Annotated in this window: 23 protein-coding genes; 6 read left to right on the top strand and 17 right to left on the bottom strand. The window is 71.1% G+C overall.

Going from position 1 to position 24,229, the window contains the following annotated elements; genetic code table 11:
* Positions 1 to 173: 173 nt before the first annotated feature.
* Positions 174 to 434 carry a hypothetical protein gene (locus ACWDO5_RS16700; RefSeq protein ID WP_450531017.1) on the top strand — a complete coding sequence of 87 codons (261 nt, stop codon included), beginning with the start codon at positions 174 to 176 and terminating at the stop codon, positions 432 to 434.
* A gap of 17 nt (positions 435 to 451) precedes the next feature.
* Here ACWDO5_RS16700 and ACWDO5_RS16695 read toward each other — a convergent pair whose 3' ends face one another.
* The 10 genes from ACWDO5_RS16695 to infC all read right to left on the bottom strand — a co-directional run bounded on the left by ACWDO5_RS16695 (position 452) and on the right by infC (position 11,584).
* Positions 452 to 982, bottom strand: coding sequence for an NUDIX hydrolase (locus ACWDO5_RS16695; RefSeq protein ID WP_307664541.1), 531 nt, complete (start codon positions 980 to 982; stop codon positions 452 to 454).
* A 51-nt stretch (positions 983 to 1,033) separates the two neighbouring features.
* Positions 1,034 to 2,374, bottom strand: a complete 1,341-nt coding sequence (locus ACWDO5_RS16690; protein WP_450531016.1) for a transcriptional regulator — start codon at positions 2,372 to 2,374, stop codon at positions 1,034 to 1,036.
* A 297-nt stretch (positions 2,375 to 2,671) separates the two neighbouring features.
* Complete coding sequence (locus ACWDO5_RS16685; RefSeq protein ID WP_450531015.1) at positions 2,672 to 3,784, bottom strand: PP2C family protein-serine/threonine phosphatase; 1,113 nt, start codon at positions 3,782 to 3,784, stop codon at positions 2,672 to 2,674.
* A 197-nt stretch (positions 3,785 to 3,981) separates the two neighbouring features.
* Complete coding sequence (pheT, locus tag ACWDO5_RS16680) at positions 3,982 to 6,561, bottom strand: phenylalanine--tRNA ligase subunit beta (RefSeq protein ID WP_450531014.1); 2,580 nt, start codon at positions 6,559 to 6,561, stop codon at positions 3,982 to 3,984.
* Positions 6,561 to 7,715 (bottom strand): phenylalanine--tRNA ligase subunit alpha, encoded by a 1,155-nt coding sequence (pheS, locus tag ACWDO5_RS16675; protein WP_450531013.1) that lies wholly within the window; start codon positions 7,713 to 7,715, stop codon positions 6,561 to 6,563. The genes pheT and pheS overlap by 1 nt, the downstream gene beginning before the upstream one ends.
* Positions 7,716 to 7,881: 166 nt before the next feature.
* A complete protein-coding gene (locus ACWDO5_RS16670; RefSeq protein WP_450531012.1) occupies positions 7,882 to 9,003 on the bottom strand; it encodes an ATP-binding protein in 1,122 nt (373 codons plus the stop codon).
* Between the two features lie 98 nt (positions 9,004 to 9,101).
* The gene (locus ACWDO5_RS16665) at positions 9,102 to 9,938 is read right to left on the bottom strand and encodes a TrmH family RNA methyltransferase (RefSeq protein ID WP_450531010.1); all 837 of its coding nucleotides are present in this window, start codon (positions 9,936 to 9,938) and stop codon (positions 9,102 to 9,104) included.
* 151 nt (positions 9,939 to 10,089) lie between these two features.
* Entirely contained in the window at positions 10,090 to 10,482 is a 393-nt protein-coding gene (rplT, locus tag ACWDO5_RS16660) for a 50S ribosomal protein L20 (protein ID WP_307664534.1), read from the bottom strand.
* A 109-nt stretch (positions 10,483 to 10,591) separates the two neighbouring features.
* Positions 10,592 to 10,786 (bottom strand): 50S ribosomal protein L35, encoded by a 195-nt coding sequence (gene rpmI / locus ACWDO5_RS16655; RefSeq protein WP_142216133.1) that lies wholly within the window; start codon positions 10,784 to 10,786, stop codon positions 10,592 to 10,594.
* Positions 10,787 to 10,909: 123 nt separating this feature from the next.
* Entirely contained in the window at positions 10,910 to 11,584 is a 675-nt protein-coding gene (infC, locus tag ACWDO5_RS16650) for a translation initiation factor IF-3 (RefSeq protein ID WP_450531009.1), read from the bottom strand.
* A gap of 351 nt (positions 11,585 to 11,935) precedes the next feature.
* Between infC and ACWDO5_RS16645 the strand changes: the two genes are divergently transcribed.
* Positions 11,936 to 12,298 (top strand): DUF1844 domain-containing protein, encoded by a 363-nt coding sequence (locus tag ACWDO5_RS16645; protein ID WP_450531008.1) that lies wholly within the window; start codon positions 11,936 to 11,938, stop codon positions 12,296 to 12,298.
* A gap of 16 nt (positions 12,299 to 12,314) precedes the next feature.
* On the opposite strand, the gene ACWDO5_RS16640 is transcribed toward ACWDO5_RS16645, so the two are convergent.
* A complete protein-coding gene (locus tag ACWDO5_RS16640) occupies positions 12,315 to 13,046 on the bottom strand; it encodes an SseB family protein (protein WP_450531007.1) in 732 nt (243 codons plus the stop codon).
* Between the two features lie 95 nt (positions 13,047 to 13,141).
* Here ACWDO5_RS16640 and ACWDO5_RS16635 point away from each other — a divergent pair, with 95 nt between their 5' ends.
* On the top strand, positions 13,142 to 14,038 hold the full coding sequence (locus ACWDO5_RS16635) for a serine hydrolase (RefSeq protein ID WP_450531005.1): 897 nt from the start codon (positions 13,142 to 13,144) through the stop codon (positions 14,036 to 14,038).
* On the opposite strand, the gene mycP is transcribed toward ACWDO5_RS16635, so the two are convergent.
* Entirely contained in the window at positions 14,025 to 15,227 is a 1,203-nt protein-coding gene (gene mycP, locus ACWDO5_RS16630) for a type VII secretion-associated serine protease mycosin (RefSeq protein WP_450531004.1), read from the bottom strand. The two genes, ACWDO5_RS16635 and mycP, sit on opposite strands and share 14 nt — an antisense overlap.
* Entirely contained in the window at positions 15,224 to 16,009 is a 786-nt protein-coding gene (locus tag ACWDO5_RS16625) for a hypothetical protein (RefSeq protein WP_450531003.1), read from the bottom strand. The genes mycP and ACWDO5_RS16625 overlap by 4 nt, the downstream gene beginning before the upstream one ends.
* Here ACWDO5_RS16625 and ACWDO5_RS16620 point away from each other — a divergent pair.
* The 3 genes from ACWDO5_RS16620 (at position 16,002) to ACWDO5_RS16610 (ending at position 18,511) form a co-directional block, all read left to right on the top strand.
* A complete protein-coding gene (locus ACWDO5_RS16620; protein WP_450531002.1) occupies positions 16,002 to 16,514 on the top strand; it encodes a hypothetical protein in 513 nt (170 codons plus the stop codon). The genes ACWDO5_RS16625 and ACWDO5_RS16620 overlap by 8 nt on opposite strands.
* Before the next feature lie 294 nt (positions 16,515 to 16,808).
* Positions 16,809 to 17,078 (top strand): hypothetical protein, encoded by a 270-nt coding sequence (locus tag ACWDO5_RS16615; RefSeq protein WP_450531001.1) that lies wholly within the window; start codon positions 16,809 to 16,811, stop codon positions 17,076 to 17,078.
* Positions 17,079 to 17,308: 230 nt separating this feature from the next.
* Positions 17,309 to 18,511, top strand: coding sequence for an amino acid deaminase/aldolase (locus tag ACWDO5_RS16610; RefSeq protein WP_450531000.1), 1,203 nt, complete (start codon positions 17,309 to 17,311; stop codon positions 18,509 to 18,511).
* Between the two features lie 29 nt (positions 18,512 to 18,540).
* Here the strand turns inward: ACWDO5_RS16610 and ACWDO5_RS16605 are convergent, their stop codons facing one another.
* The 4 genes from ACWDO5_RS16605 to ACWDO5_RS16590 form a co-directional block, all read right to left on the bottom strand.
* Positions 18,541 to 19,026, bottom strand: a complete 486-nt coding sequence (locus ACWDO5_RS16605) for a hypothetical protein (RefSeq protein WP_450530999.1) — start codon at positions 19,024 to 19,026, stop codon at positions 18,541 to 18,543.
* 15 nt (positions 19,027 to 19,041) lie between these two features.
* Positions 19,042 to 19,917: an ABC transporter permease subunit gene (locus ACWDO5_RS16600; RefSeq protein WP_450530998.1), complete on the bottom strand. Its 876-nt coding sequence runs from the start codon at positions 19,915 to 19,917 to the stop codon at positions 19,042 to 19,044.
* Positions 19,914 to 20,990: an ABC transporter ATP-binding protein gene (locus ACWDO5_RS16595; RefSeq protein WP_450530997.1), complete on the bottom strand. Its 1,077-nt coding sequence runs from the start codon at positions 20,988 to 20,990 to the stop codon at positions 19,914 to 19,916. Before ACWDO5_RS16595 ends, ACWDO5_RS16600 begins: the two co-directional genes overlap by 4 nt.
* 226 nt (positions 20,991 to 21,216) lie before the next feature.
* On the bottom strand, positions 21,217 to 23,901 hold the full coding sequence (locus ACWDO5_RS16590) for a bifunctional YncE family protein/alkaline phosphatase family protein (RefSeq protein WP_450530996.1): 2,685 nt from the start codon (positions 23,899 to 23,901) through the stop codon (positions 21,217 to 21,219).
* Positions 23,902 to 24,229: the final 328 nt, after the last annotated feature.

Raw genomic sequence — 24,229 nt, 5'->3', positions numbered from 1 at the left:
CTCCCGATCCGGACGGTCGCGTGACGGTTCCGTACTCCTGATTCACACGGAGTGTGCGGGGCGTGCCCGCATATGCCGTGCGCACACGCTCCCGCCCTCCGACCAGGGCGAGTTGACTCGGTACCGCTCAGTCAAGGGTCCGCTGTACAACTCTGTCGAAGAGGAGCCCATACGTGACCACCGACCCCGAACATTTAGTGGTCGTCGAAGAGTTCGCCGAGTTACGCCGCAGCCTCGACGTCGGCCTTGCCCGGATCGACGGGCACCTGGCACTGCTCGCACAGCGCAACGACCAGATCGACCGGGATCTCACCGATCTGGCCGCGCGCGTCGGGGCACTCGAGCAGGCCAGGTGGCCGCTGCCCGCCGTCGCCGCGCTCACTGCGCTGGGAGCGCTGGCGGTCACCGTGTGGCAGGCCCTGGGCGGCCACTAGGCACTGGCCGCCGGGGGTCAGCCCAGCCGCAGATGGTGGAGCATCAGCAGCCCGGCCGCCATGTTGGCGGCCGGGACCTCACCGCGGGCGATCATGTCGGGCACCAGCTTGAGCGGTATCCACTCGCGGCGCGACGACTCGAAGTCGTCCTCGGGGTGCCCGATGTACGTGGCGTCCTCGGCCCAGTAGAGATGGTGCCGGGCATCGGTCAGGCCGTTGGACGGTTCAACGGTCAGGAGGTGCTGGAGCGGGCCGGGGCGCCAGCCTGTCTCCTCCTCCATCTCCCGGGCGGCGGCGGCCTCGATGTCCTCGCCGTCCTCGACGACTCCCGCCGCGAGCTCCCAGCCCCAGCTGTTGGTGATGAAGCGGTGCCGCCAGAGCATCAGCACCTCGTTGGCCCTGTTGACCGCTGTCGCTACGGCGACCGGGCGGAGCCGGATGAGGAAATGGTCCAGGTGCCGGCCGTCGGGGAGCACGACGTCCGCGAGGTTGACCCTGAACCAGCGGTTCTCATAGACGGTTTGTTCGCTTAAGTTTGTCCACTGCACTTTTCTGCCACCTTCCGACAAGTAGATGGCAATATCGCAGCAGGAGCTCGGTCAGAGGGGAACGCGCAGTGCCCCGTCGATAAGTTCAGCCGCCTCGTCGGCATTGCTGCAACCGCTCGCCACGAGATGCTCGCGCACCGCGCGCAACCGGTCCCTGAGCCGCTGCGACTCCATCCCCCTCGCCCGTTCCACCATCTCCGCGGCCGTCCGCGCCGCCCGGTCCACCTCGCCCTGGCGTAGTTCGATCTGGCTGAGCATGGCGAGCCGGTGGACCCGGCCGCGGTCGTGCGCCGGAGTGTCGACGGCCGCCGCGGCGTGCTCGCGTGCCGCCGGCAGATCACCGAGGCTGAGCAGGGCCTCCGCGACCTGGACGTTCACCAGCCCCGGCTGGACATAACCGGTCTCGTCCGGCTCGTACCCGGGACGGATCCGCTCCGCCTCCAACTCCGCGCGCCGGATGCACCGCAGCGCGCTGCCGCCGTCGCCGAGATGTGCGTACGCCTTCGCCTGCATCGCGTACAGATCGGCGGCCAGCGCCGGGGTGAGCTGCCGCCCGGCCGCCCTCAGCGCCGCCTCCGCGAAGGCCACCGCCTGCCGGTGCTCGGCCATGAACAGCGACTGGTTGACCAGCAGCGCGATGACATACGCGCCAAGTCCCCGGTCCCCACTGGCCTTTGCGAGCCGCAGCGCCTGATGGAAGTAGCGCTGGGCGAGGCCGTGCGCATCGGAGTCGTACGCGCAGATGCCGGCGACCGCCACCAGACCGCCTGTCGCACGGTGCAGTTGGCGGCCCAGCGCGTCACTGTAGGCGCCGCGCAGCAGCGGCGCGGTCTCGGCGTTGAGGAAGCCGACGATCCGCGCGCGGGTCGCGATGCCGCCCGCCTTGCGGTACATCAGCTCGTAGTGCGCCCGAGCGGCGCGCAGCATTTTGATGTCGGCCATGCTGACGTGCGTCTGTCCGGAGCGGGAGACGTCGGAGTCCTCCGGAGGGTTCTCCCACTCCCATACGGGCATCACCGCGGGCGTGCCGGTGACCGCGGGCGCCTCGATGATGTGCGGCCGTTGCTGTTCGTCGGAGCGCCACAGGGCGGTGGCGCGCTCCACGAAACCGGAGAGCGGCGAGCCGGGCGGCGAGCCCGACTCGCCGGGCACGCCGAGGCCGATGTCGCCCAGCGTTATGGCCCGGTGCAGCCGGCTCGCGAGCACCTCGCAGATGAGGTCGGGCACCTGGCCGCGCGGGCGCTGGCCCTTCAACCACCGTGCCACGGCCGTGTGTTCGTACCGCAGCGACAGGCCTCTGGCCCGGCCCGCCTGATTGACGCGGGCGGCAAGTCCCGCGTTGGAGATGCCCGCCTCGTCGAGCAGGGCGTCGAGCAGGGTATTGGGCTGCATCTGGGCCCCTCCGTCGGCTCGGTGCGCTCAGCGTAGTGGAGGAGGATTCGCACGGGGTGTGAACGGAGTGCCCTGATCTGTGCCTCGCGCGCTCTGCCGCCGTACCGTTCGCCCCGGTTGACTGAAATGCCTCTCAAGGAGGCGGCCGGGCCGCCGGCTCCCCCTCGTACAGTGCGGCGGCCCTCGATCGCGTCGTCCGCCCTGCTGATCTGCCCGACACTCCGCGGCAGGGCGGGCGGCGCCGGCCGCACGGCAATCCCTTGGTTGCCGATCGCTGCACATGGCTGCAGATGACAGCTAGCGATTGGAAGGTTCCGGCCGGGTACGGCGCAGGGTGGTGTCCCCGCACTGCGCCGGCACCCGCGAGCGGTCGTTGCGTAGCACAAGCAGCGCCACATCGTCGGCGAGCCGCCCGCCGGTGTGCCGCAGCAACTCCGAGTGAACAGTGGTGATCACGTCGGCGGGCGAGACCGGTGAGCCGAGCGCGGCCCCGGCGAGCACGGCTTCCAAGGCGAAGAACCTCCCCGACGCGTCACGGGCGTCCGCCGCTCCGTCCGTGTGCAGGAACAGCGCCTCGTCGGCCAGCAGCCGCGCACACCGGTGCACCGGCAGTTCGGCGGGGAGCGGAAACAGGCCGAGCGGCGGCAGCGGATCGGCGCAGGCGAGCGGCTCCGCCCCATGGCGACCAAGTCGATACGGCCATGGATGACCGCAGTTGAGAGCCACCACGCTCCCGTCCGTCCCGATCTCCAGCAGCAGTACGGTGACGAACTCCTCCGCCGACGGGCAGTGCGGCTCTTCCCCGCCGGCCGCAGGATGCTCGTCCCTGGCCCGCTCCCGCAGATACCGCTGGATCGCCCGGTCCAACCGACCGAGGACACCGCCCAGTTCGGGCTCGTCGTAGGCTGCCTCCCGGAAACTGCCCAGTACCGCCGCGACCGCCCCGATCGCGGCGAGACCATGGCCGCGGACATCGCCGATGACGATGCGGACGCCGTACGGAGTGGCCACCGCCTCGTACAGATCACCGCCGACGGCGGCGCCGCGGCTCACCGACAGCTGGCCCGCGGCAAGAGCGAGGCCGTCCAGGAACGGCGGCAGCGGCCGCAGCAGCACCCGCTGGGCGGCGTGGGCGACCGCGCGGACGCGGCTGAGCTCACGGCTCAACTGCCGCCTCATGCCGAGCACAAGCCCGGTGCCGACCGTGAAGAACACGATGCCGGTGACGATCCGGTGGCCCAGACTTTCGGGCTCGCCGGACGGCCAGGCAACCTTCCAGGTGAGGGCCACGGCGCCCCAGGCGGTGGGAAGCAGCAAGGGGAGCAGCCGCCCTGCCCGTGAATCCTCCGCGCGCGCTGCCCTCGCCCACCGCGAGGCCGGAAACGGACCCCGAGACCTGATACGGATCATGCGGATGGTCCCCTCATAAACCGTGTCCGGCGCGCAGGCCCGCCCCTACGACCGGGACGATTCTGTCGACTGACCGGGCCCGAAAGGAACGACGCCCGACGTTCTCACCCGAATGAGTGAGGTGGTGCCCCACGCCCGCAAAAGCGTGAGGGGCGCACCCGGTGTCCGGGCGCGCCCCTCAGGGGATCGTTAAGCGGTCAGGCCCCGCGCAGCACCGCGCCGGTGCGCTCGGCGGCGAGCGCGACGGCGGCGTCGCGGGCGGCCGACGCTTCCTCGACGGTCAGCGTCCGGTCCGGGGCGCGGAACCGCAGCGCGTACGCCAGGGACTTCTTGCCCTCGCCGATCTGCTCACCGGTGAAGACGTCGAACAGCCGGATGGATTCCAGCAGTTCACCCGCGCCCTCGGTCAGCGCCTTCTCGACCTCGGCGGCCGGCACGTCCTGGGACACGACCAGCGCGACGTCCTGGGTCGCCATCGGGAAGGTGGAGATCCGTGGGGCCCGGAGGGTGCCCTCACCGGCCTGCTGAAGAAGGTCGAGCTCGACCTCCATGGCGCAGGTGCGCTCCGGCAGTCCGAGCGCCTTGATGACGCGCGGGTGCAGTTCGCCGGCGTGGCCGACGAGGGTCTCCTCGCCATTCACGGTGGCGAACAGCGCGGCGCAGCGGCCCGGGTGCCACGGGGCGTGCTGGTCGGCGCGGACGGTGAGTTCGACGCCGGTCTCGCGGGCGACCGTACGGGCGGACTCGACCGCGTCGGCCCAGTCGGCCGGGCGCCCCTTGCCCCACCAGCCGGCCTGCTCGCGCGCCCCGGCCAGAACGGTGGCGACGCGGCGCGGCTGGTGCGGCAGCGCCGCGTTCAGCGCGGCGATCTCCTCATCGGTGGGACGGCGGTCGACGGGCAGCGGTCCAGGGACCGTCTCCTCGCCGGTCGGCCGGAAGACCAGACCCGTCTCGAAGAGGGCCAGGTCGTGCGAGCCACGGCCGTCGTTGCGCCGCAGCGCGCCGAGCAGACCCGGCAGCAGTGTGGTGCGCAACGCCGGCTCCTCGTCGGAGAGCGGGTTGACCAGCTTGACGACGGTGCGTCGCGGGTCATCCGCTTCCAGGCCGAGCTGGTCGAACACGGCCTCGCCGACGAACGGGTAGTTCGGCGCCTCGACATAGCCGGCACCGGCCAGTGCGCGGCCGACACGGCGGTGCAGCCGCTGGCGGCCGGTGAGCCCGCGCCCGGCCGGCGGCCTGGGCAGCGTGGAGGGCAGGTTCTCGTACCCCTCCAGCCGGATGACCTCTTCGGCGAGGTCGTTCGGCTCGGCGAGGTCGGGACGCCAGGACGGGACGGTGACGAGCAGTTCGTCCTGGCCGTACACGTCGCAGCCGACCTCCTGGAGGCGGCGTACGACGGTCTCGCGGCCGTAGTGGACACCCGCGACACGGTCAGGGTGGTCGGCGGGCATCGAGACCGTACGCGGCGCGGACGGCGCGATGATCTCGGTGACGCCGGCCTCCGCGGTGCCGCCCGCGAGCAGCACCAGCAGGTCGACGGTCCGCTGCGCGGCGGCGGAGGCGGCCTGCGGGTCGACGCCGCGCTCGAAGCGCTTGGACGCCTCGGAGGAGAGCTTGTGGCGCCGGGCCGTACGGGCGATGGATACGGGGTCGAAGTGCGCGGCCTCGATGACGACCTCGGTGGTGGCCCCGGCGGTGGTTGGGGTCTCCCCTGCTCGAGCGGAGTCGAGAGCTTGGGGAAGGTCGGCGATCTCGGTGTTGGCGCCGCCCATGACACCCGCGAGGCCGATCGGCCCGCGGTTGTCGGTGATCACCAGATCCTCGGGGTCCAGCACTCGCTGCACGTCGTCCAGGGTGGTGAGCTTCTCGCCGGGCTCGGCGCGGCGCACCCCGATCGGCCCGTCGAGACGGGACCGGTCGTAGGCGTGCAGTGGCTGGCCGACTTCGAGCATCACGTAGTTCGTGACGTCGACGGCGAGCGAGATCGGACGCATCCCGGCCTTCTGCAGCCGGCGCTGCAGCCAGATCGGGGAGCGGGCCTCGGGCTCCAGACCGACGACGGTGCGCGCGGTGAAGCGGTCGCAGGCGACCGGGTCGGAGACCTTGACCGGGTAGCCGTAGGAGTTGGGTGCGCGCACGTCGAGCAGTGCGGGGTCGCGCAGCGGCAGGCCGTACGCGATGGCGGTCTCGCGGGCGACACCGCGCATCGAGAGGCAGTACCCGCGGTCGGGCGTGACGGCGATGTCGAGGACCTCGTCGACGAGCTCGAGCAGCTCGATGGCGTCGGTGCCGACCTCGTGCTCGGGCGGCAGCACGATGATGCCGCCGCTGCCGTCGTCGCCCATGCCGAGCTCGTCACTGGAGCAGATCATGCCGTGCGAGGTCCTGCCGTACGTCTGGCGCGCGGCGATCGCGAAGTCACCGGGCAGGACGGCGCCCGGCAGGGCCACGACGACCTTGTCGCCGACGGAGAAGTTGCGGGCGCCGCAGACGATCTCCTGCGGCTCGCCGGTGCCTTCCCCAGAGCCTCCGCCCTGGGAGGTGCCCCCAGCCATGCCGACGTCGACGGTGCAGAAGCGGATGGGCTTCTTGAACTCCGTCAGCTCCTCGATGGTCAGCACCTTGCCGACGACGAGGGGGCCCTTGAGGCCGGCGCCGAGCTGCTCGACCGTCTCGACCTCGAGACCTGCCGCAATGAGCTTGGTCTGTACGTCGCGGCCGGTCTCCGTGGCCGGCAGTTCGACGTACTCCCGCAGCCAAGAAAGCGGGACCCGCATCAGATCTCCATCCCGAACGGCCGGGTGAACCGGACGTCACCCTCGACCATGTCTCGCATGTCATCGACGTTGTGGCGGAACATCAGCATCCGCTCGATGCCGAACCCGAAGGCGAATCCGCTGTACTTGTTGGGGTCGACGCCGCAGGCGACGAGCACCTTCGGGTTGACCATGCCGCAGCCGCCGAGCTCGATCCAGCCCTCGCTGCCGCAGGTGCGGCAGGGCCGGTCCGGGTTGCCGACGGACTCGCCGCGGCACACGTAGCAGACCATGTCCATCTCGGCGGACGGCTCGGTGAAGGGGAAGAAGTTCGGCCGGAGCCGGGTCTTCATCCCTTCGCCGCCGAACAGCGCCCGGACCATGTGGTCCAGGGTTCCCTTGAGGTCGGCCATGGTCAGGCCCTCGTCGACGGCGAGCAGCTCGACCTGGTGGAAGACCGGGGTGTGGGTCGCGTCGAGGTCGTCGGTGCGGTACACGCGGCCGGGACAGATCACGTACACCGGCGGCTCACGGTCGAGCATCGAGCGGACCTGCACGGGCGAGGTGTGCGTACGCAGTACGACGCCGGAACCTCCCCCGGAGCCTTCGGCCCGGGTGGTGCTCCCACCACTGTCCGGGCCCTCGACGAAGAAGGTGTCGTGCTCGCCGCGGGCGGGGTGGTCCGCGGCGATGTTCAGCGCGTCGAAGTTCAGCCACTCGGTCTCGACCTCGGGGCCTTCGGCCACCTCGTAGCCCATGGCCACGAAGATGTCCTCGATGCGCTCCGAGAGCGTGGTCAGCGGATGACGGGCGCCGGCCGGGGTGCGGTCGTAGGGGAGCGTGACGTCCACTGCCTCCTCGACCAGCACCCGGGCGTCGCGCTCGGCCTCCAGCTCGGCCTGGCGGGCTGCGAGCGCCTTGCTCACGACGCCGCGGGCCTGGCCCACGCGCTTACCGGCCTCGGCCTTGGCCTGCGGCGGCAGCGCGCCGATCTCCCGGTTGGCGAGCGCGAGCGGCGAGCCGCCACCGGTGTGCGCGACCTTCGCGTGTGCGAGCTCGTCGAGGTCACCGGCGGCGGCGAAGGCGGCGAGCGCCTCGTCCCGCATGCGCTCGATCTCTTCCGGCTTCAGTGCCTCGACCTCAACAGGGTCGTACGACTTATTGGGTGCGGACATCTCTTCCCGTACTTCCGATGGGCTGGCTGGGGCCCCCGCTCGTCGACCGAGGACGCAAAGGTGCCGAAGGTCGAGTCTAACGGGGTGTGGAGAGGCGAATGAGCCCGAGGGCTGCTCAGCCCTCCCGTCGCCCGCCACCACCCTGCCCGACGCTTCGCGAAACCTCTTACTTCAGGTAGGCCGGGGCGCCCACGGGCAGAATAAATCGGAACTCGGCGCCGCCGCCGGGTCCGCGGCCGACGGTGATCGTCCCGCCGTGCGCCTCGACGATGCCCTTGACGATGTAGAGGCCCAGGCCGGTGCCGCCGCGCTTGCTCCCCCGCCAGAAGCGGGTGAAGACACGTCCCATCGACTCCTCGGGGATGCCGGGGCCTTCGTCGCTCACGGTGACGGCCGTACCCTTCTCGTCGTCCTTCGCCGATGCCGACGCCACCTCGATGGTGACTGTTCCGGCACCGTGGCGCACCGCATTTTCCAGCAGATTGCCGAGCACCTGGTCGATCTTGTCCGGGTCGGCCCACAGATCGGGCAACCGGCGCTGGATCCGTACGAAGAAGCGGTCGGGAGACTGGCCACTGGCTGTGTGCGCCTGGATGTGGCGTCCGACGGCGGCCGCGATGTCGATGGGCTGGCGGCGCACTTCGAGCCGTCCGGAGTCGATACGGGAGATGTCGAGGAGCTCGGCGATGAGCCGGGTGACTCGGTTGGCGTCGGCGTCGACCGTCTCCAGCATCAGCCGCTTCTGGTCGTCGGTGAAACGCTCCCACTTGGCCAGCAGCGTCGCCGTGAAGCCCTTCACGGAGGTGAGCGGGGAACGCAGCTCATGGGCGACCGTCGCGATCAGCTCGGCATGACTGCGTTCGGTGCGGCGCCGGGCCTCGGTGCCGCGCAGGCTGATGACGAGGCGGCGTACCGGCCCGGTGGGGCGCTCGCGCACATAGCGCACGGAGACGAGGACCTCGCGGCCGCCGGGAAGCAGCAGATTGCGCTCGGGCTGGCCGACGCGGGTGGCGAGTCCGCCGTACGGATCGGTCAGTGTCCACCAGCGGCGGCCCTTGAGGTCCTCGAGCGGCAGTGCGCGCTCCAGCGGCAGGCCGAGCGCTTCACCCTTCGGCACGGCGGTGATCCGTACGGCCGCGTCGTTGAAGCAGATCACGCGCCCGGTCTCGTCGGCGACGACAAGTCCGTCGGGGAGGTCGTCGGGGTCGATCCCGAAGGCGTCGAGGCCGCCGGACTGGCGCAGCCACGCCCTGTTTGTCTCCGCGAGCCTGCTCGTCCCGACAGCCATCCCCATACCCCACCTCTCCGCCGCCGCAGTGGGCCCCCGAGCCCGTCACACTACTAGCTGGAAGTGACGGAGCGGACCCCCTGAGCGAGTACTCCCACTCAGTGAGTACCCACTGCGCGTTGGGCACGCGCCGAGGCATAGAGGCATACGGCTGCGGCAGTCGCGAGGTTCAGACTCTCGGCCTTTCCGTGGATCGGTACGCGCACGACGGCGTCCGCGAGCGCGCGGGTCTCCTCCGGCAGCCCCCAGGCCTCGTTGCCGAAGATCCATGCGGTGGGTCCGCCCATGGTGCCGGCGTCGAGCTCGTCGTCCAGGTCGTCGTCGCCGGCGCCGTCGGCGGCCAGTACGCGCACCCCGGCGTCGCGCAGCCCCCGCACCGCCTGTTCGACGGGGACGCCGACGGCGACGGGCAGATGGAAGTGCGAACCGACCGACGCGCGCACCGACTTGGGGTTGTAGAGGTCGACGGAGGCGTCGGTGAGGACGACGGCGTCGGCGCCCGCGGCGTCCGCGCAGCGCAGCACCGTGCCCGCGTTCCCGGGGTCGCGTACATGCGCGAGTACGGCGACGAGCTTCGGCCGCGCCGCCAGGATCTCCTCGAACGGCGAGTCGAGGAACCGGCAGACGCCGACCAGGCCCTGCGGGGTGACGGTCTGGGAGACCTCGGCGAGCACGGCGTCGGAGGCGTGGTGCACCCGGGCCCCGGCGGCGCGGGCGGCGTCGACGATGTCCGCGTAGCGCTCGGCGGCCTCGACGGTGGTGAAGAGCTCGACGAGGGTGGGGTCGCCACTGGGGCCGCGGTGGGCGACCGCTTCCCGTACGGCCTGCGGTCCCTCGGCGATGAACAGGCGCTCCTTGCCCCGGAAGGCGCGCTTGGCAAGCCGCCGGGCGGCGGTGACGCGCGGGGAACGCGGGGAGATCAGCTCGGGGGCCATGTGCCTGCGGCTCTCTGATTCAGGTCCGGGGCCGGCCCCGGAAGGGCCTGCACGGGGGGGTCGGGGGCGTCCCCCGAATGCAGGGCAGAACGAACCGGACCCGCAGGCCGAAGGCCTGCGGGTCCAAAAGCGGTCCGGCTGGACGCGGCCGTCAGGCCGCCGACGCGGCCTTCGGGGCGTTGACGTCGCTCGGAAGCGCCTTCTGGGCGACCTCGACGAGCGCGGCGAACGCACCCGCGTCGTTGACCGCGAGCTCGGCCAGGATCTTGCGGTCCACCTCGATGTTGGCGGCCTTCAGACCCTGGATGAGGCGGTTGTACGTCATGCCGTTCTGGCGGGCAGCGGCATTGATGCGCTGGATCCACAGCTGACGGAAGTCGCCCTTGCGCTTCTTGCGGTCGTTGTAGTTGTAGACCAGGGAGTGGGTGACCTGCTCCTTGGCCTTGCGGTACAGGCGCGAACGCTGACCGCGGTAGCCGCTGGCCTGCTCGAGAATCGCCCGGCGCTTCTTGTGGGCGTTGACTGCCCGCTTGACGCGTGCCACTTGTTAACTCCTTGCAGCGGGGCTGGGATTGAGAGTTCGACTCACCCCGGCCCGGAAACGAATTGGTCCCGGTCTCGGCGCGTGCCCCCGGTCACCGGGGACACATACGTCACTTGCCGAGAAGCTTCTTGATGGTCTTCGAGTCACCCGGGGCCATCTCGGCGTTGCCGGTGAGGCGACGCGTCAGCTTGGACGACTTGTGCTCCAGCAGGTGGCGCTTGCCGGCGCGCTCACGGAGCACCTTGCCGGAGCCGGTGATCTTGAAGCGCTTCTTGGCACCGCTGTGCGTCTTGTTCTTCGGCATCGCGCCGTTATCTCCTCGTCAGTGGCGCTCCCCCGGTGCGGACACCGGACAACAGGAGCGTCAGATCTTGGTTTGTGGGTTCCGGGCGGTACCCGGGGCTGCCTGGGTGGCAGCCCCATCAGGTCACGCCTCGGAGTGCGTCTCGGAAGGGGCCTCGGCCGGGGCCTGGGCGGCCTCGTCCGTCGACTCCTCGTGCGCGTAGCCCTGACGCTCCGCCTTGCGGGCGGCCTGGGCCTCACGCGCCTCGGCCATGGCCTCGGTCTTCTTCTTGTGCGGGCCAAGAACCATGATCATGTTCCGGCCGTCCTGCTTCGGGTTCGACTCGATGAACCCGAGGTCCTCGACATCGGAAGCGAGCCGCTGCAGCAGGCGGAAGCCAAGCTCAGGGCGGGACTGCTCACGACCACGGAACATGATCGTGATCTTGACCTTGTCCCCCTGCTTGAGGAACCGGACGACGTGACCCTTCTTGGTGTCGTAGTCGTGCGGGTCGATCTTCGGCCGGAGCTTCATCTCCTTGATGACCGTGTGCGCCTGGTTCTTGCGCGCCTCACGTGCCTTCATGGCCGACTCGTACTTGAACTTCCCGTAGTCCATGAGCTTGCACACGGGCGGACGGGCGCTCGCCGCGACCTCGACCAGGTCAAGGTCGTACTCCTGCGCAAGCTCGAGGGCCTTGGCAAGCGGAACAATCCCGACCTGCTCGCCGCTGGGACCGACAAGTCGCACTTCGGGAACGCGAATCCGGTCGTTGATGCGGGGCTCGGCGCTGATGGATCCTCCTAAGTAGCACCACACGGATGTCTGGCAGGCAGCCGCGTAACGTCTGTTCTTTAAGACCAACCGCGCCGGAACGTGAAAAATGCCCCGGACGGGACACAGGCGGGAGCTCCTCGGAATACCGGAACACCGCCGCGTGCTACCGCGGGGCTTATCGGGCGGCTCCATCGTCCGTACGGAACGATGGACGCCACCTGACCGGTGACCCGCCGCCCCGGAGGACAGTCAGGTGGGAGATCGGAGCCTCCACTTGTGGGCCGGGCACACAGGTGTCCAGCCGGTCGTTACACGAGGTTAGCAGCTCCGGCCGGAAGCGGCTAACCGGTGGCCGGGGCCCGCTCGTCTGCGGCGGGGCATATCGTATGCGTCATGAGTGACGCGACCACCCCCAATGAATCCCCCGGCTTCGACGACATGACCCGCGACATCGCGGAGGTCCCCGCCGTCGAGGTGATCGTCACGGTCGCGGTGAATCTGATGAGCGCGGCCGCCGTGAAGCTCGGTCTGACCGAGGACGGCGCAGACCACAAGGATCTGGACGAGGCACGGAAGCTGGTGCACGCGCTGGCGGGTCTGATGGACGCGAGCGCGACCGAGATCAGCTCCTTCCACGCGGCGCCGCTGCGCGACGGGCTGAAGTCGCTGCAGCTGGCGTTCCGCGAGGCGTCGCTGGTCCCGGACGAGCCGGGCCGTGGACCGGGCGAGAAGTACACCGGCCCGGTGTACGGCTGAGCCTGGATCCTGCCCTCTAACCGCGTACGAAGAGGGGCTCGCCCGGCGGGGTGGCCTCGGCCGGAAGCAGTGCCAGGTCGAGGCCCCGCACCAGGCGGGCCCTCAGTACGTCGTCGGCCGCCAGCGTCTCGGCGACGCGGCGGGCCGCCTGGGCAGGGGCCGCGTCCGCGGCGAGGACCAGGGCGAGGATGCCGTCCGCGCGGCCGGGGCCGAGGTGGGCGCGGAGCACCGCGGGCTCGGCGGCGACCGCGTCCCGTACCGCCGCGGTGACCGCCGGGTCGTCGAGCGGGTCGGCGCTGGTGCGGCCTTCGGAGAGGGCGAGCAGCGCGCTGCCGGTCAGTTGGTACGGGACGGGACCCGCGACGTCGAGCAGCAGTGTGTCGGCCTGCTCGTGGGCGGCGGCCTGCAATGCCTGGTGCAGCGGTACGGCCACGGGGCGCGCGTGCGGGTCCCAGCGGGCCAGCGAGTCGATCGAGGTGAACGCGGGCAGCGCACGGCGGTCGCCCGCCGTCAGCGTGGGGATCGCCATCTCGCTGGTCTTCTCGCGGCGCAGGCCGTTCTCGTCCTCCTCGACCTCGCCGAGCATGGCGACGACCGGGACCAGCAGTCGGGCGTCCTTGAGGGCCTCGAGCACCGGCTGCTGGGCCGTGCGGTCCGCGGACCAGGCCGCGAGGGCCGCCGTCAGCCGGGGATCGGCGGTGCCGTCGTCGTCGGAGAAACCGGGGTCAGGGATGTTCTTGAGCGCCACGCGACGAGCCTAGCCGCCGCGCCCACGGCATTTTCCTACCGGGCCCGAAGGCGGGGCACAGGCTGCTCCCAGACACGGTTCCTAGCGTCCTGCCCATGTCTCCTCGCCACAGAGCCCGTGCCCCCCGCAGATCCGTCATCTCCGCGGCGGTGACGGCGGCGTTCCTGGTGACCGGTTCGGTCGCCGCGGGGGCGTACTCCCTCGGGCACTCGCCGGATGCCGCGCCCCGCGCCGTATCGTCGGCTTCACCGTCTGCGTCCCCGTCGGGGACTCCCGAAACCGCGGAGGCAGCCGTGGATCTCGATACGGTGCTGGCCGCCGCGGTCGAACCGGTCGTCGGGCAGTCCGACGCGTCACTGTCGGTCGCGGTGCTCGACACCGGGAGCGGGGACAGCGCGGTTTACGGGGACGAGACGTACGACACCGCGAGCATCGTCAAGGTCGACATCCTGGCGACCCTGCTGCTGGGAGCGCAGGACACCGGGCGTTCACTCACCGCCCTGGAGAAGACCCAGGCGGCCGCCATGATCCAGCGCAGCGACAACGCCGCGGCAACGGCGCTGTGGCAGACGATCGGTGGGGCGGAGGGGCTCGACGCGGCCAATGAGCGGCTCGGTCTCACCGAGACGGCCGGGGCTGACGCCTGGGGGCTGACGCAGACCACTGCCCGCGATCAACTCGCCCTGCTTCAGGCCGTGTTCGGTACGGACTCGGTGCTGAGCGAGGCGTCCCGTACGTATCTGCAGGGGCTGATGGAGCAGATCGCGGCGGACCAGGACTGGGGGGTGTCGGCGGCCGGCGGCAGCTGGGCGCTCAAGAACGGCTGGATGTCGCGGACCGCCACCGGGCTCTGGGACGTCAACAGCATCGGACGGGTCTCGGTGGACGGCCGTGTCTGCCTGGTGGCGGTCCTCTCCGACGGGCATACGACGAAGGAGGCGGGCATCGCGCTCGTCGAGGCGGCGGCGCGAGAGGCGGTCAGGTCCTTCTGACCCGGCCACCGCGCCAGAGCACGACCGCGCCCGCCAGCACCAGCGCGCCGATGCCGCCCGCGAGCGGGGCGAGCCAGCCGGCCGGCTCCGCGTCCTTCTTCGCGGCCGCGGGGCCGGGGCCGAAGTACTCCTCGTCGTAGCCCGAGGAGGCGGCCTTCAGGCCGGCGGGGCGCAGCTTCGCGCCCGCCTTGATCGCGGCGGCCGGGTCGACGATGCCGTAGCCCTTGGCGTCGTCGCGGCCGCCCTCGGGGCCGTTGCGGGCGGAGTCCGCGAGGAGTTTCTTGATCTGTGCGGGGGCCAGGCCCGGGTGGGCGGCGCGGACCAGGGCGACCGCGCCGGAGACGAAGGCGGAGGCCGCGCTGGTGCCCCAGCCCTGGTAGTACTTCTGGTCGGGGTCGGCCATGACGATGTCGACACCGGGGGCGCTGACAGTGGCGTACCAGCGGCGGGTGGAGAAGGCCGCGTGGGTGCCGAAGCGGTCGACGGCGGTCACGGCGATCACGCCCGGGTAGGCGGCGGGGTACGAGATGTGGTCGCCCTTCTCGCCGCCGTTGCCGGCCGAGGCGACGACGACGGAGCCCTTGGCGAGCGCGTACTGCACGGCGGCGTCCTCGGCCGCCTCGGGGTGCGCGGACTCGCTGTCGTCGCCGAGGGAGAGGTTGATGACGTCGGCGCCCTGGTCGGCGGCCCAGCGGATGCCCTGGGCGAGGGCGTTGCCGCGGGAGTTGCGGGCCTTCTCGCGGGCCTTGTCGGTGCCTTCGAGGATGACCCGGACGGGAAGGATCTTCGCCGCGGGCGCGATGCCCATGACGCCGTCCTCGCTGCCCGGGCCGTGGCCGTGGGCGGCGATGATGCCGGCCATGGCGGTGCCGTGGCGAGCCCAGGCGCGTTCGCCCCGCTGGGCTCCGAAGCCGATGAAGTCCTTGCCGGGCAGGACCGAGCCCGCGAGGTCGGGGTGGCGGTCGTCGACGCCCGTGTCGAGGACCGCGACGGTGATGCCCCCGCCCTTGGTGGTGCGCCAGGCCTGGTCGGTATTCAGGGAGCTGAGCGCCCACTGCTGGGTCCGGATGCCGTCCGCGTGCGCGGGCGTCGACGGCAGGAGCGCGAGGGCGGCGGCCGCGAGGGTGGCGGCGGCGCGGTGGCGGGGACGGGAGCGGCGACGCGGGCGGGGGCCGGGGCGGCGGGTCATTCGGGCTTCTCCGTGGCCGTGCTTACGGTCTTGCGCAGTGCGCCCTGGATACGGTCCGCGATGCCCTTGGCCTCATGGCCGAGGCCCGCCTGGGCGGGCGCGGACGTCGCGCCCTTGGCCTTGGCCTCGTCGGCGGGCTGCGGGTCGGTGACAGTACGGCCGTCGGCAAAGCCGGACACGGCGTAGACGACGACGGGCGCTTCGGTCAGGACGTTCACGGTCCAGCTGGCGCGCTGCCGGCGGCCGAAACCGGCGGCGACGGTGCCTTCCGCCGGGAGGGTGCGGGGCATCAGATCGGGGCGCTCGTCGAGGCCTTCCGCGCTGAAGCGGGAAGCCAGCGCGTGCATGGCGGCCGCGTCGGCCTCGGTGAAGATCAGCCCGACCGTGGTGACGCTGCTGGCCGTCGCGTCGGCGTAGGTGGCGCGCAGCACGCGGGCGCAGCCGACCGGCTGCAACGTCGTGACCAGCAGCGGGTCGAGGGCGGTCGCGCAGCCGCCGTCGGGCGCGACGGCGATCCGGGTCCAGACCCGGTCCGCGCCGCCGGGTCCCGCGCCCTCGCCCTTGAGGGTTCGGGGGAACAGGGTGTCGACGGGAACGCTGTGCCAGAGGGTGCGGCTTTCGGTGTACCCGGTACGGGCGGTGGCATCGGCGCTGGAGTCGCCGGTCAGCCAACTGCCGGTGGCCGCGCCACCGATGAGGCCGAGCCCGAGGACGACACAGGCGACGGCGCCCAGGGTGCGCGCGGGGTGCCGGGTCCGTACGGGACGGAGCCGGGTGGTCATCTCGGCCGGGCTCTCCGGCGGCGGCCAGGACTGGCCACTGGCTCCGGCGCCGGGGTACGCGGGTCGTGCGCCGGGCCGCGGCGTGAGGTCGACGGCCCCGACGGCCCTGCGCCGCGCAGGCGCACCGGCGGGCCGCGGCGGCACCTCGGCCGGCAGCGGCGCGGAGCCGGTACGGGGGCCGGGGGGCGCGGCGATGGGCCGCAGTCGGGCGGTGGTCTCGACGGGCGGGACGGGGCTCTCGGCGGCGGGCGGGTGCGGGGGCGCGGGTACGCCGGAGCGGGCGGGTGGTACCTCCGGACGCGGCGGAACGCCGGACGACGCATCCGGCGCGGGCGCGCTCGGTGGCGAAACGTCGGGCCGGAACCCGCTCGGGGACGCGCCGGGGCGGGGTGGTGCGGGGCTCTCGGCGGCGGGCGGGCGCGGGGGCGCGGGTACGCCGGAGCGGGCGGGCGGTACCTCCGGACGCGGCGGAACGCCGGACGACGCATCCGGCGGCAGCGAGTAGGAGGACGGGCGGCGCCCGCCGTCAGCAGGCGGCCCGTAGCGGACGTTCGGCGCGCGCCCTGCGGAGCCACTGTCCACAACCCCGGACCGCATGTCGGGGACGGCCGCGTCCGGCTCGGTCCGACCGAAGCCGCCGGCCCCGGCCGCGGGCCGGATCGCAGGCGCGGCCGGGCGGGCCTGAGCGTCGACAGACGGCGCACCCGCTCGCGTCTCCGAGTGCGGCGGGGCGGCCGGGCGGGCCTGACCGGCGACGGATGACGTGCCCGCCGGTGTCTCCGGACGCCGCAGGACCGCCGTGCGGGTCTCTGCGTCGGCGGAGGGCTCGCCCGCCCGCGTCTCCGAGTACGGCGGGACAGCCGGCCGGGCCCGTCCGGAGACACCGGCAGACGGCTCGCCCGCCGGTGTCTCCGGACGCCGCGGGGCCGCCGGCCCCGGCGGCGGGAGCACCGGCTCCGGGGGAACCAGTTCCGCAATCCTCGACGCCCGCAGCGTCTTCGGGGCCGGCGGGACCACCGCCTCGGTGATGCGGGACGTGCTCGGCGTCGGCTCCCCGTCGTCGGGCTGAGGCGAGGCCGGGCCGGGAGGACGTCGCGCCTCCGTGCTCATCCCGCCCCCCCCTGAATTCTCGTCCACGTACACCAACGGATCGCCTCTCGGGGCAGGCCCGTTGGTCTCCGCTTGTGCGTCACTCTACGGGCTGGAACACGCGCCGCGGGAACGAGCCCAGGGGTCCGGGGGGATCTGCGCAAAACGTCCCCCTACCCTGCCGGTAATTCGGTCTGGCAAGCTCAGGCCATGACTCCCCGTGCCGCTGACCGGGCCCGCTACGACAGGGCCACCGCCCACCTCGACGCGCCGCTCGCAGTCGTCGATCTCGACGCGTTCGACGCCAACGCCGACGATCTGGTGCGCAGAGCGGGCGGCAAGCCCATCCGGCTGGCGAGCAAGTCCGTGCGCTGCCGGGCACTCCTTGAGCGGGTGCTGGCGCGCCACGGGTTCGCGGGGATCATGTCGTTCACGCTGGACGAGTCGCTGTGGCTGGCGCGGGCCGGGTTCGACGACGTACTGCTGGCCTACCCCTCCGCGGACCGGGCCGGGTTCGCGGAGCTCTCGGGCGACCCCAAGCTCGCGGCCACCGTGACCGTGATGGTCGACGACGCGGCGCAGCTGGAGCTGATCGACCGCTCGCGGGCCGGCGGCAAGGAGGAGATCCGGGTCTGTCTGGAACTCGACACCGCGCTGCAACTGCTGGGCGGCAGGGTAAGGATCGGGACCCGGCGTTCGCCGCTGCGTGAGCCCGCCCAGCTGGCCGAGCTGGCGCGGTCGATCGCGCGCCGCCCGGGCTTCCGGCTGGTGGGGCTGATGGCGTACGAGGGGCATGTGGCGGGTGTCGGGGACGCCGTGGCGGGCAGTCCGCTGCGTTCGCGGGCCGTCCGGCTGATGCAGTCCGCGGCCCGAAAGGAGCTGGCGGGCCGGCGGGCCGCGGTCGTGCGGGCGGTGCGGGCCGTGACGCCGGACCTGGAGTTCGTCAACGGCGGCGGCACCGGCAGCGTCCAGCACACCGCGGCCGAGGACGCGGTGACCGAGATCGCCGCCGGGTCCGGGCTGTATGTCCCGCGGCTGTTCGACAACTACACCTCGTTCACGGGGCGTCCGGCCGCACTCTTCGCCCAGCCTGTGGTGCGCAGGCCGGGCGTGGGCGTGGTGACGGTGCTCGGCGGCGGCTACCCGGCATCGGGTGCGGCCGGCCCGGACCGGCTGCCCGTCCCCTGTCTCCCGGAGGGGCTGCGCTACGACCCGCAGGAGGGGCCCGGCGAGGTGCAGACCCCACTGCTCGGCTCGGCCGCCGACGATCTGCTGATCGGCGACAAGGTGTGGTTCCGGCACGCCAAGGCCGGGGAGCTGTGCGAGCGCTTCGACACGCTGCAAATGATCGAGGGTGACCGGGTGACGGGCACCGCGCCCACGTACCGGGGCGAGGGCCGCACCTTTCTCTAGTCCTGCCGCTGGTCCCCCGGCTTGGCGTGTCAGCTGTTGGTGTCGAAACAGCCGTCGAACTCGTAGATCGGATTGGTGTGGTCGGTCCAGTCCATGCCCCGGATCCTCTGCTGTCCCACCAGGCCGGACGGCCCCTGGGCGGTGTAGCAGCCGTTGGGCAGCACCGCGACTTCATAGGTGAGGGCCACGACGGCGCCGGTGGGCGCCAGCCAGCGCACCTTGCAGGCCCAGTCGGTGCCGGGACCGCCCTCGGTGTTGGCCCTGCCGCCCTTGGTGCAGTTCGCGGTGGAGGGCACCGGCGGCGGAGCCTCGTTCGTTCCGTGCTGCATCTGATGCTGGAGCAGGTACAGGTTCTTGTACGTCGGTCCGACGGCCGCTTCCACCCGGGCGCGGGTGATCTCCTCCGCGCCGCAGCCGGCCGTACCGAGCAGTGCGGCGAGGACCGCGGCGGCGATCACGGTCCTGCGGGCCCGGTGCCGGAAGGCTGCACGCCGGGTCGGTGATGTGATGAGCATGGCTGGGCTTTCCTTTCAGCCTTCGGTGAAGTCGCGGCGGCGGAGTACGACGTAGGCCGCACCCATGAAGATCACGATGTAGCCGGCGCAGACCAGCAGGCCCTCCCACAGCGGCCCGTAGTAAGGCTCGGCGACGAGCAGGCCGTGCCACGCGTCGAAGGGGGTGGTCAGCAGAAGGTGCCGGACGATGCCGAGCCCGCCCACGAAGGAGAGCATCTGCATGATTCCGGCTATCAGGGCCGGCCCCAGCGCGCCCGCGATGCTGTTGCGGGTGACCAGCGACAGCAGCAGTCCCAGCGCGGTGAATCCCAGCGCGGGCGGGAGGTTGGTGGCCCAGCTCAGCGCCACCAGCTCGGCCGCCCTGCCGGACGGCACCAGGCTGCCGGACAGGCTGACGAGAGGCTGTCGGCCGAGCACCAGCATGCCCGAGGCGATGGATCCGACCGCAGTCAGCACCACCGTGGCAACCGTGTAGGTGGCGGCCGTCAGGGACTTGCCCACCAGGATGTCGGTGCGGCTGTGCGACCGCGTCAGAACGGTCTTCCAGGTACCGTGCCGGTCCTCCGAGGCGAAGATGTCTCCGGCAACCATGCAGACCAGCAGGGGAAGGGCGTACTGTCCGGCGAAGCTCAGCACCACGAGCGGGGCGGCGTACCCGGTGTCGTGCACCCAGCGCCCGAACAGCGTGTCGGACGGCAGGGTGTCCTGCATGCGCAGGGCGGCTGCGAACGCGAACGGTGCCAGGAAGTACACGGCAAGGCTCGTCCGGACCCACCATTGGGCGGTCAGCTTCCGTATCTCCCAGCGGTAGACCACCGTGGCGCCCCGCAATGGGCGTGCGGCGCTCGCTGCTCGGACGGGGCCGGCGGCGGGAAGGGCTGTCTGGCTCATCGTGCTCCTCCTGATGCGCTGCCGACCGGCTTCATCGGTTCGGCGGCGGCCGCGTTCCTGTCCTCGAAGATCGGTGCCGTGGGGGTGTCCTGGGTCGGCCCGGCGTCCGCGGCGGACTCGGTGTCCTCCGTGAGCATGGCGAACAGCGTCTCCAACGGCGTCTGGACGAGCTGGAGTCCGCGCACGGCGATCCCCGCCCCGGCCAGGGCGATCACAAAGCCGTCCAGCGCTTCCTGAGCGGCCCGGACGGACAGTCCGCCGTCGGGGTGCTCCTCGGCGCGGATGCCCGGATGAACGCCGGCCAGGGCCAATGCCTGCCGGTCGTCGCCGGTGCGCAGCAGGTGTCCGGGATCGGGTGCCTGCGCGCGCAGGTCCTCGATCGAGCCGTCGTAGACGACCCCGCCGGTGCGCATGATGGTGACGCTGTCGCACAGCGTCTCCACCTCGGCCATGTTGTGGCTGCTCAGCAGAACGGTGAGGCCGCCTTCGGCCAACTCGCCGATGAGGGAGCGCATATCGCGCAGTCCGGCCGGGTCGAGCCCGTTCGCCGGCTCGTCGAGAACGAGAAGCTTCGGTTCGCGCAGCAGTGCTGCCGCGATACCCAGGCGCTGGCGCATGCCGAACGAGTAGGCGCCGACCTTCTGGCCCTCCCGCCCGAGCAGTCCGGCGCGTTCGACGGCCTGCTCGATCGCCTTCTCCCTGTCGGCGCCGGCGATGATGCCGTCGAGTGCGGCGAGCAGTTCCAGATTGCGCCTGCCGGACAGGTACGGGTAGAAGCTGGGGCTTTCCACGAAGCCCGCGACTCCGTCCAGCACGACCGGGCCCTGTCCGTGGCCGCTCGCCCTGCCGAGCAGGCCGACCGTGCCGCCGTCCGGGCGGATCAGGCCGAACAGCATCCGCAGCAGGGTGGTCTTGCCCGCGCCGTTGGGCCCGAGGAGCCCGTGCACCCGACCGGCCTCAATCCGCAGATCCACTCCGGCGACGGCGGTCAACTCGCCGAAGTTCTTGATCAGTCCCCGGATGTCGACCGCGTAGCCGGCCGAGGAATCGTCGTCAACTGTGTGCCCATCCACCTGATTGCCTTTCTGTGTGCGAACAAGAAGCGGGACTCCGCCGTGGCGTGCTGGGGCGGGCGCGGCGGGGGAACCCGCCCGAAAGGGCCGTTCCCCTGCCGCGCCCGCCTCGTCCCGGTGATGCGGCGGCCACGAGGCGCGGTTCCGGGCGGGGTTCTCCTCGCCCGGAACCGTGGGCCTCACGGCGCCGGTTCAGCGGTGGTCTCCGGCAACTGCCGGGGGTGTGTTACTTCAGCGGGGTGTAGGCGTCCTCCGGGTCCACCGCGCCCTCGATCCTGGGCACCTCGTTCGGGTGGAGCACCCGGCTCTCGCCCGGGTAGGGCTTGTCGTAGCCCTCGGTCGCGTACCACACCGCGTGGTTGAGCACGTTGCGGTCGGTGGCGTCCGGCGGGGTGGTGGGGTCACCGAAGCCCATCGCGTTGCTGGCTTCGACCCACTCCTTCTCGATACCGGTCGGCTTGTCGGCGGCGGTCGCCGAGCTGCTCGGGGCGGAACCCGGGTTCATCTCGTCCAGCGGTATCTGGTTGGGCCGCAGGGCGTACGGTGTGTAGTCCGGCTTGGTGGTGAACAGGGTGTTCATCGGGGGTGCCGCGAGGTCCATCTGGTTCATCGGCGGCAGACCGAGGATCTGCTCGATGGTCCGCACCATGTTGACCTGGGTGTAGTAGGTGCTGTCGACACTCCCGCGCTTGGTCCACGGGCTGATGACGTAGCCGGTGGTGCGGTGTCCGTCGATGTGGTCGGTGCCGGCCTGGGAGTCGTCCTCGGTCACGAAGATGGCCGAGTCCTTCCAGTACTTGCTCTTCGCGATGTCACTGACGATCTTGCCCAGGGCAAGGTCGTTGTCGGCGACCATGGCTCGCGGGGTGGGGAAGTTGGACGCCGAGCCCGCGGTGTGGTCGTCGGGCAGATGCATGACCGTCAGGGCGGGCAGGTCGCCGTTCTTCTGCCACCCGTCGAACTGCTGCTTGAAGATCTCGTAGCGGTACGCGTCGGGGATACCGTTGTTGTAGTTCGGGTAGTCCCTCACCAGCAGCGGGTCAAGCCCCGGCACGTCAGCCTTGGCCTGGAAGTTGTGCGGGGGCGCGTGCAGCTCCCCGGACTCCTCACCGGACAGGATCTTGGAGTCCTTGTACCAGTCCGCCCACGGGCCGAAGTTTCCCGGACCGGTGAACTGCGGCGCGTACTCACCCATCACGGACACGGACTTGCCGGCCTTCGTGGCCGCACCCCACAGGAAGCCGGTCGGCAGGTACGCCATGGAGTCGCCACCGTTGAACGGATAGCTGCGCACGAACGAGCCGAACGACTTCTCCAGATAGTCCGGCACGTTGGCCTGCGTCGCCCACTGGTGGCCGTCCGCGGACAGATCACCGTCGGCGTAGAAGTTGTCCATCAGCGGGAACTGCTCCACCATGGCGTGCTGGTTCGGAGTCACCTCCTTGCCGAACTGAGTCAGCTTGACGTCACCCTCACCCTTGTCGACATCACCGAGAACCTGGTCGTAGGTCCGGTTCTCCTTGATGATGTAGAACACATGCTTGATCGTCGAGGGCTCACCGACCCGCTCCGGGACCGGCACCGGCTTGACATTCTTGCGGGCGTGGTCGTATGCCGTCGACGAGTTCAGGCCGTTGTTCTCAAGCACCTGCTTGGTGTACTTGCCCAGCTTGTTCAGGCTGGGGATGTCCACGAACTCGGCGCTGCCGACCAGGGCCTGCACCCTGCGGCCGCCGTCCGCGTTCGCGGGGCCGAGCGAGCCGACACCCTTGCCGTTGGCCACCACAAGCTGACCGTGCGCCTCGTCGCCGAGAACCGCTGTCGGGTAGAAGCCGGTGGGCACCAGGCCACGGAACTCAGCCGAGCCCCCGAACCCCTTCCACCGGTACACCGCCAGAGCGTTCGTACGGCCCAGGGTGACCACCAACTGGTCCTTGCCGACGAAAGTCACCCCGTTGGGCTGACTCCCCTTCGGCAGACGCGGCAGCGGACGCACATCGATCGTCTGCACCCGGGACGGATTACGGGTGTCGATGACCGAGATCGTGTCGGAGGAACTGTTGGTGACGAACAGCGCGTCGCCGTGCATCGTGGCCCCCGTCGGCTGCAGCCCGACCGGGACGTTGCGCACGGTCTTGCCCGCGGCCAGGTCGACCACAGAAACAGTTCCGGTGGCCGGCGCCCCGGTCACCGGGTCGGCCACAATAGGCGTTCCCGCGGAGTTGACCGTCCGGTCACCCTCCGCGGCCTTCCGCCCGCCCTGATCGGTGACATACGCCTTGCCGTCCTTGACGACAACGGCATGCGGCGCGTTCCCGACCGGGATCTCCCGGACAACCTGACCGGCCACCAGATCGATCTCGGCCAGGCTGTTGTTCCGGCTCAGCGCCGCATACAGCGTCTTGCCGTCGGGTGAGACAGCCAGACCACCCGGGTAGGGGTTGCCGCTGGTCTGCGGAAGCGTGATGGTCCGGGCGTTGCTCAGCGTGCCATCGGCCGCCACAGCCGCCCGCACAATCCTCCCGTTGGCCGACGAGGCATACACCTCGTTGCCGTCGGGGCTGTAGGCGACACCCGCGTACGAGGCACTGGCGCCCGCAACCGCGAAGTTCTGCACAACCTTGTGGGTAGCAAGGTCCAGAACCACGAGCAGCGAACCCTGAGCGTTGAGCAGCACCGCGGTCTTGCCGTCAGGGCGGATCGCCTCGTCCAGCGGCCGGCCGGTGAGCTCGGCGGTGACACCCGCCGGCGTCAGGCGCTGACCGGTACTGGTGATGACGGAGCCATCGGCCTGACGGCCGATCTTGGCATTACCGAACCCGAACAGCACGGGATCGGCATAGGCGGCCGTAGCCGCCATGGAAAGTACAGCGGCGGCGGCCACCACTACACGCACGCGCGAAATGCGCATTGCAGCTCCATTATTGGGGACGGAGGACGCCGCTACACTTTGACGTGTTGGCGACAAACACTCCCGCACCCCGTGATCGCCAGACGGCATTCAGGTGAACATCTGCTGATCAGAGCAGGTGGAGACCCGTCAGGTCGGCCGTCTGCGGGCCGATCGGCGGACTCTTTCGAGCCATCCGCGCACTACGCGCATCAAGCCCGGACTGTGCACGCGGCCGCACTCAGGTTCGCCGCACCCCTCACCCGCGCGCATCGACACGAGCGTGCACCACCTCGCCGACGACCTGCTCGGCGATGACCTGTCCGACAAGAGCACGCCACGGCCGACC

It is taken from the genome of Streptomyces sp. NPDC000880, assembly GCF_053599675.1.
Note: the sequence above shows the minus strand (reverse complement) of the source record. Positions and strands in the feature narration are given on the sequence as shown.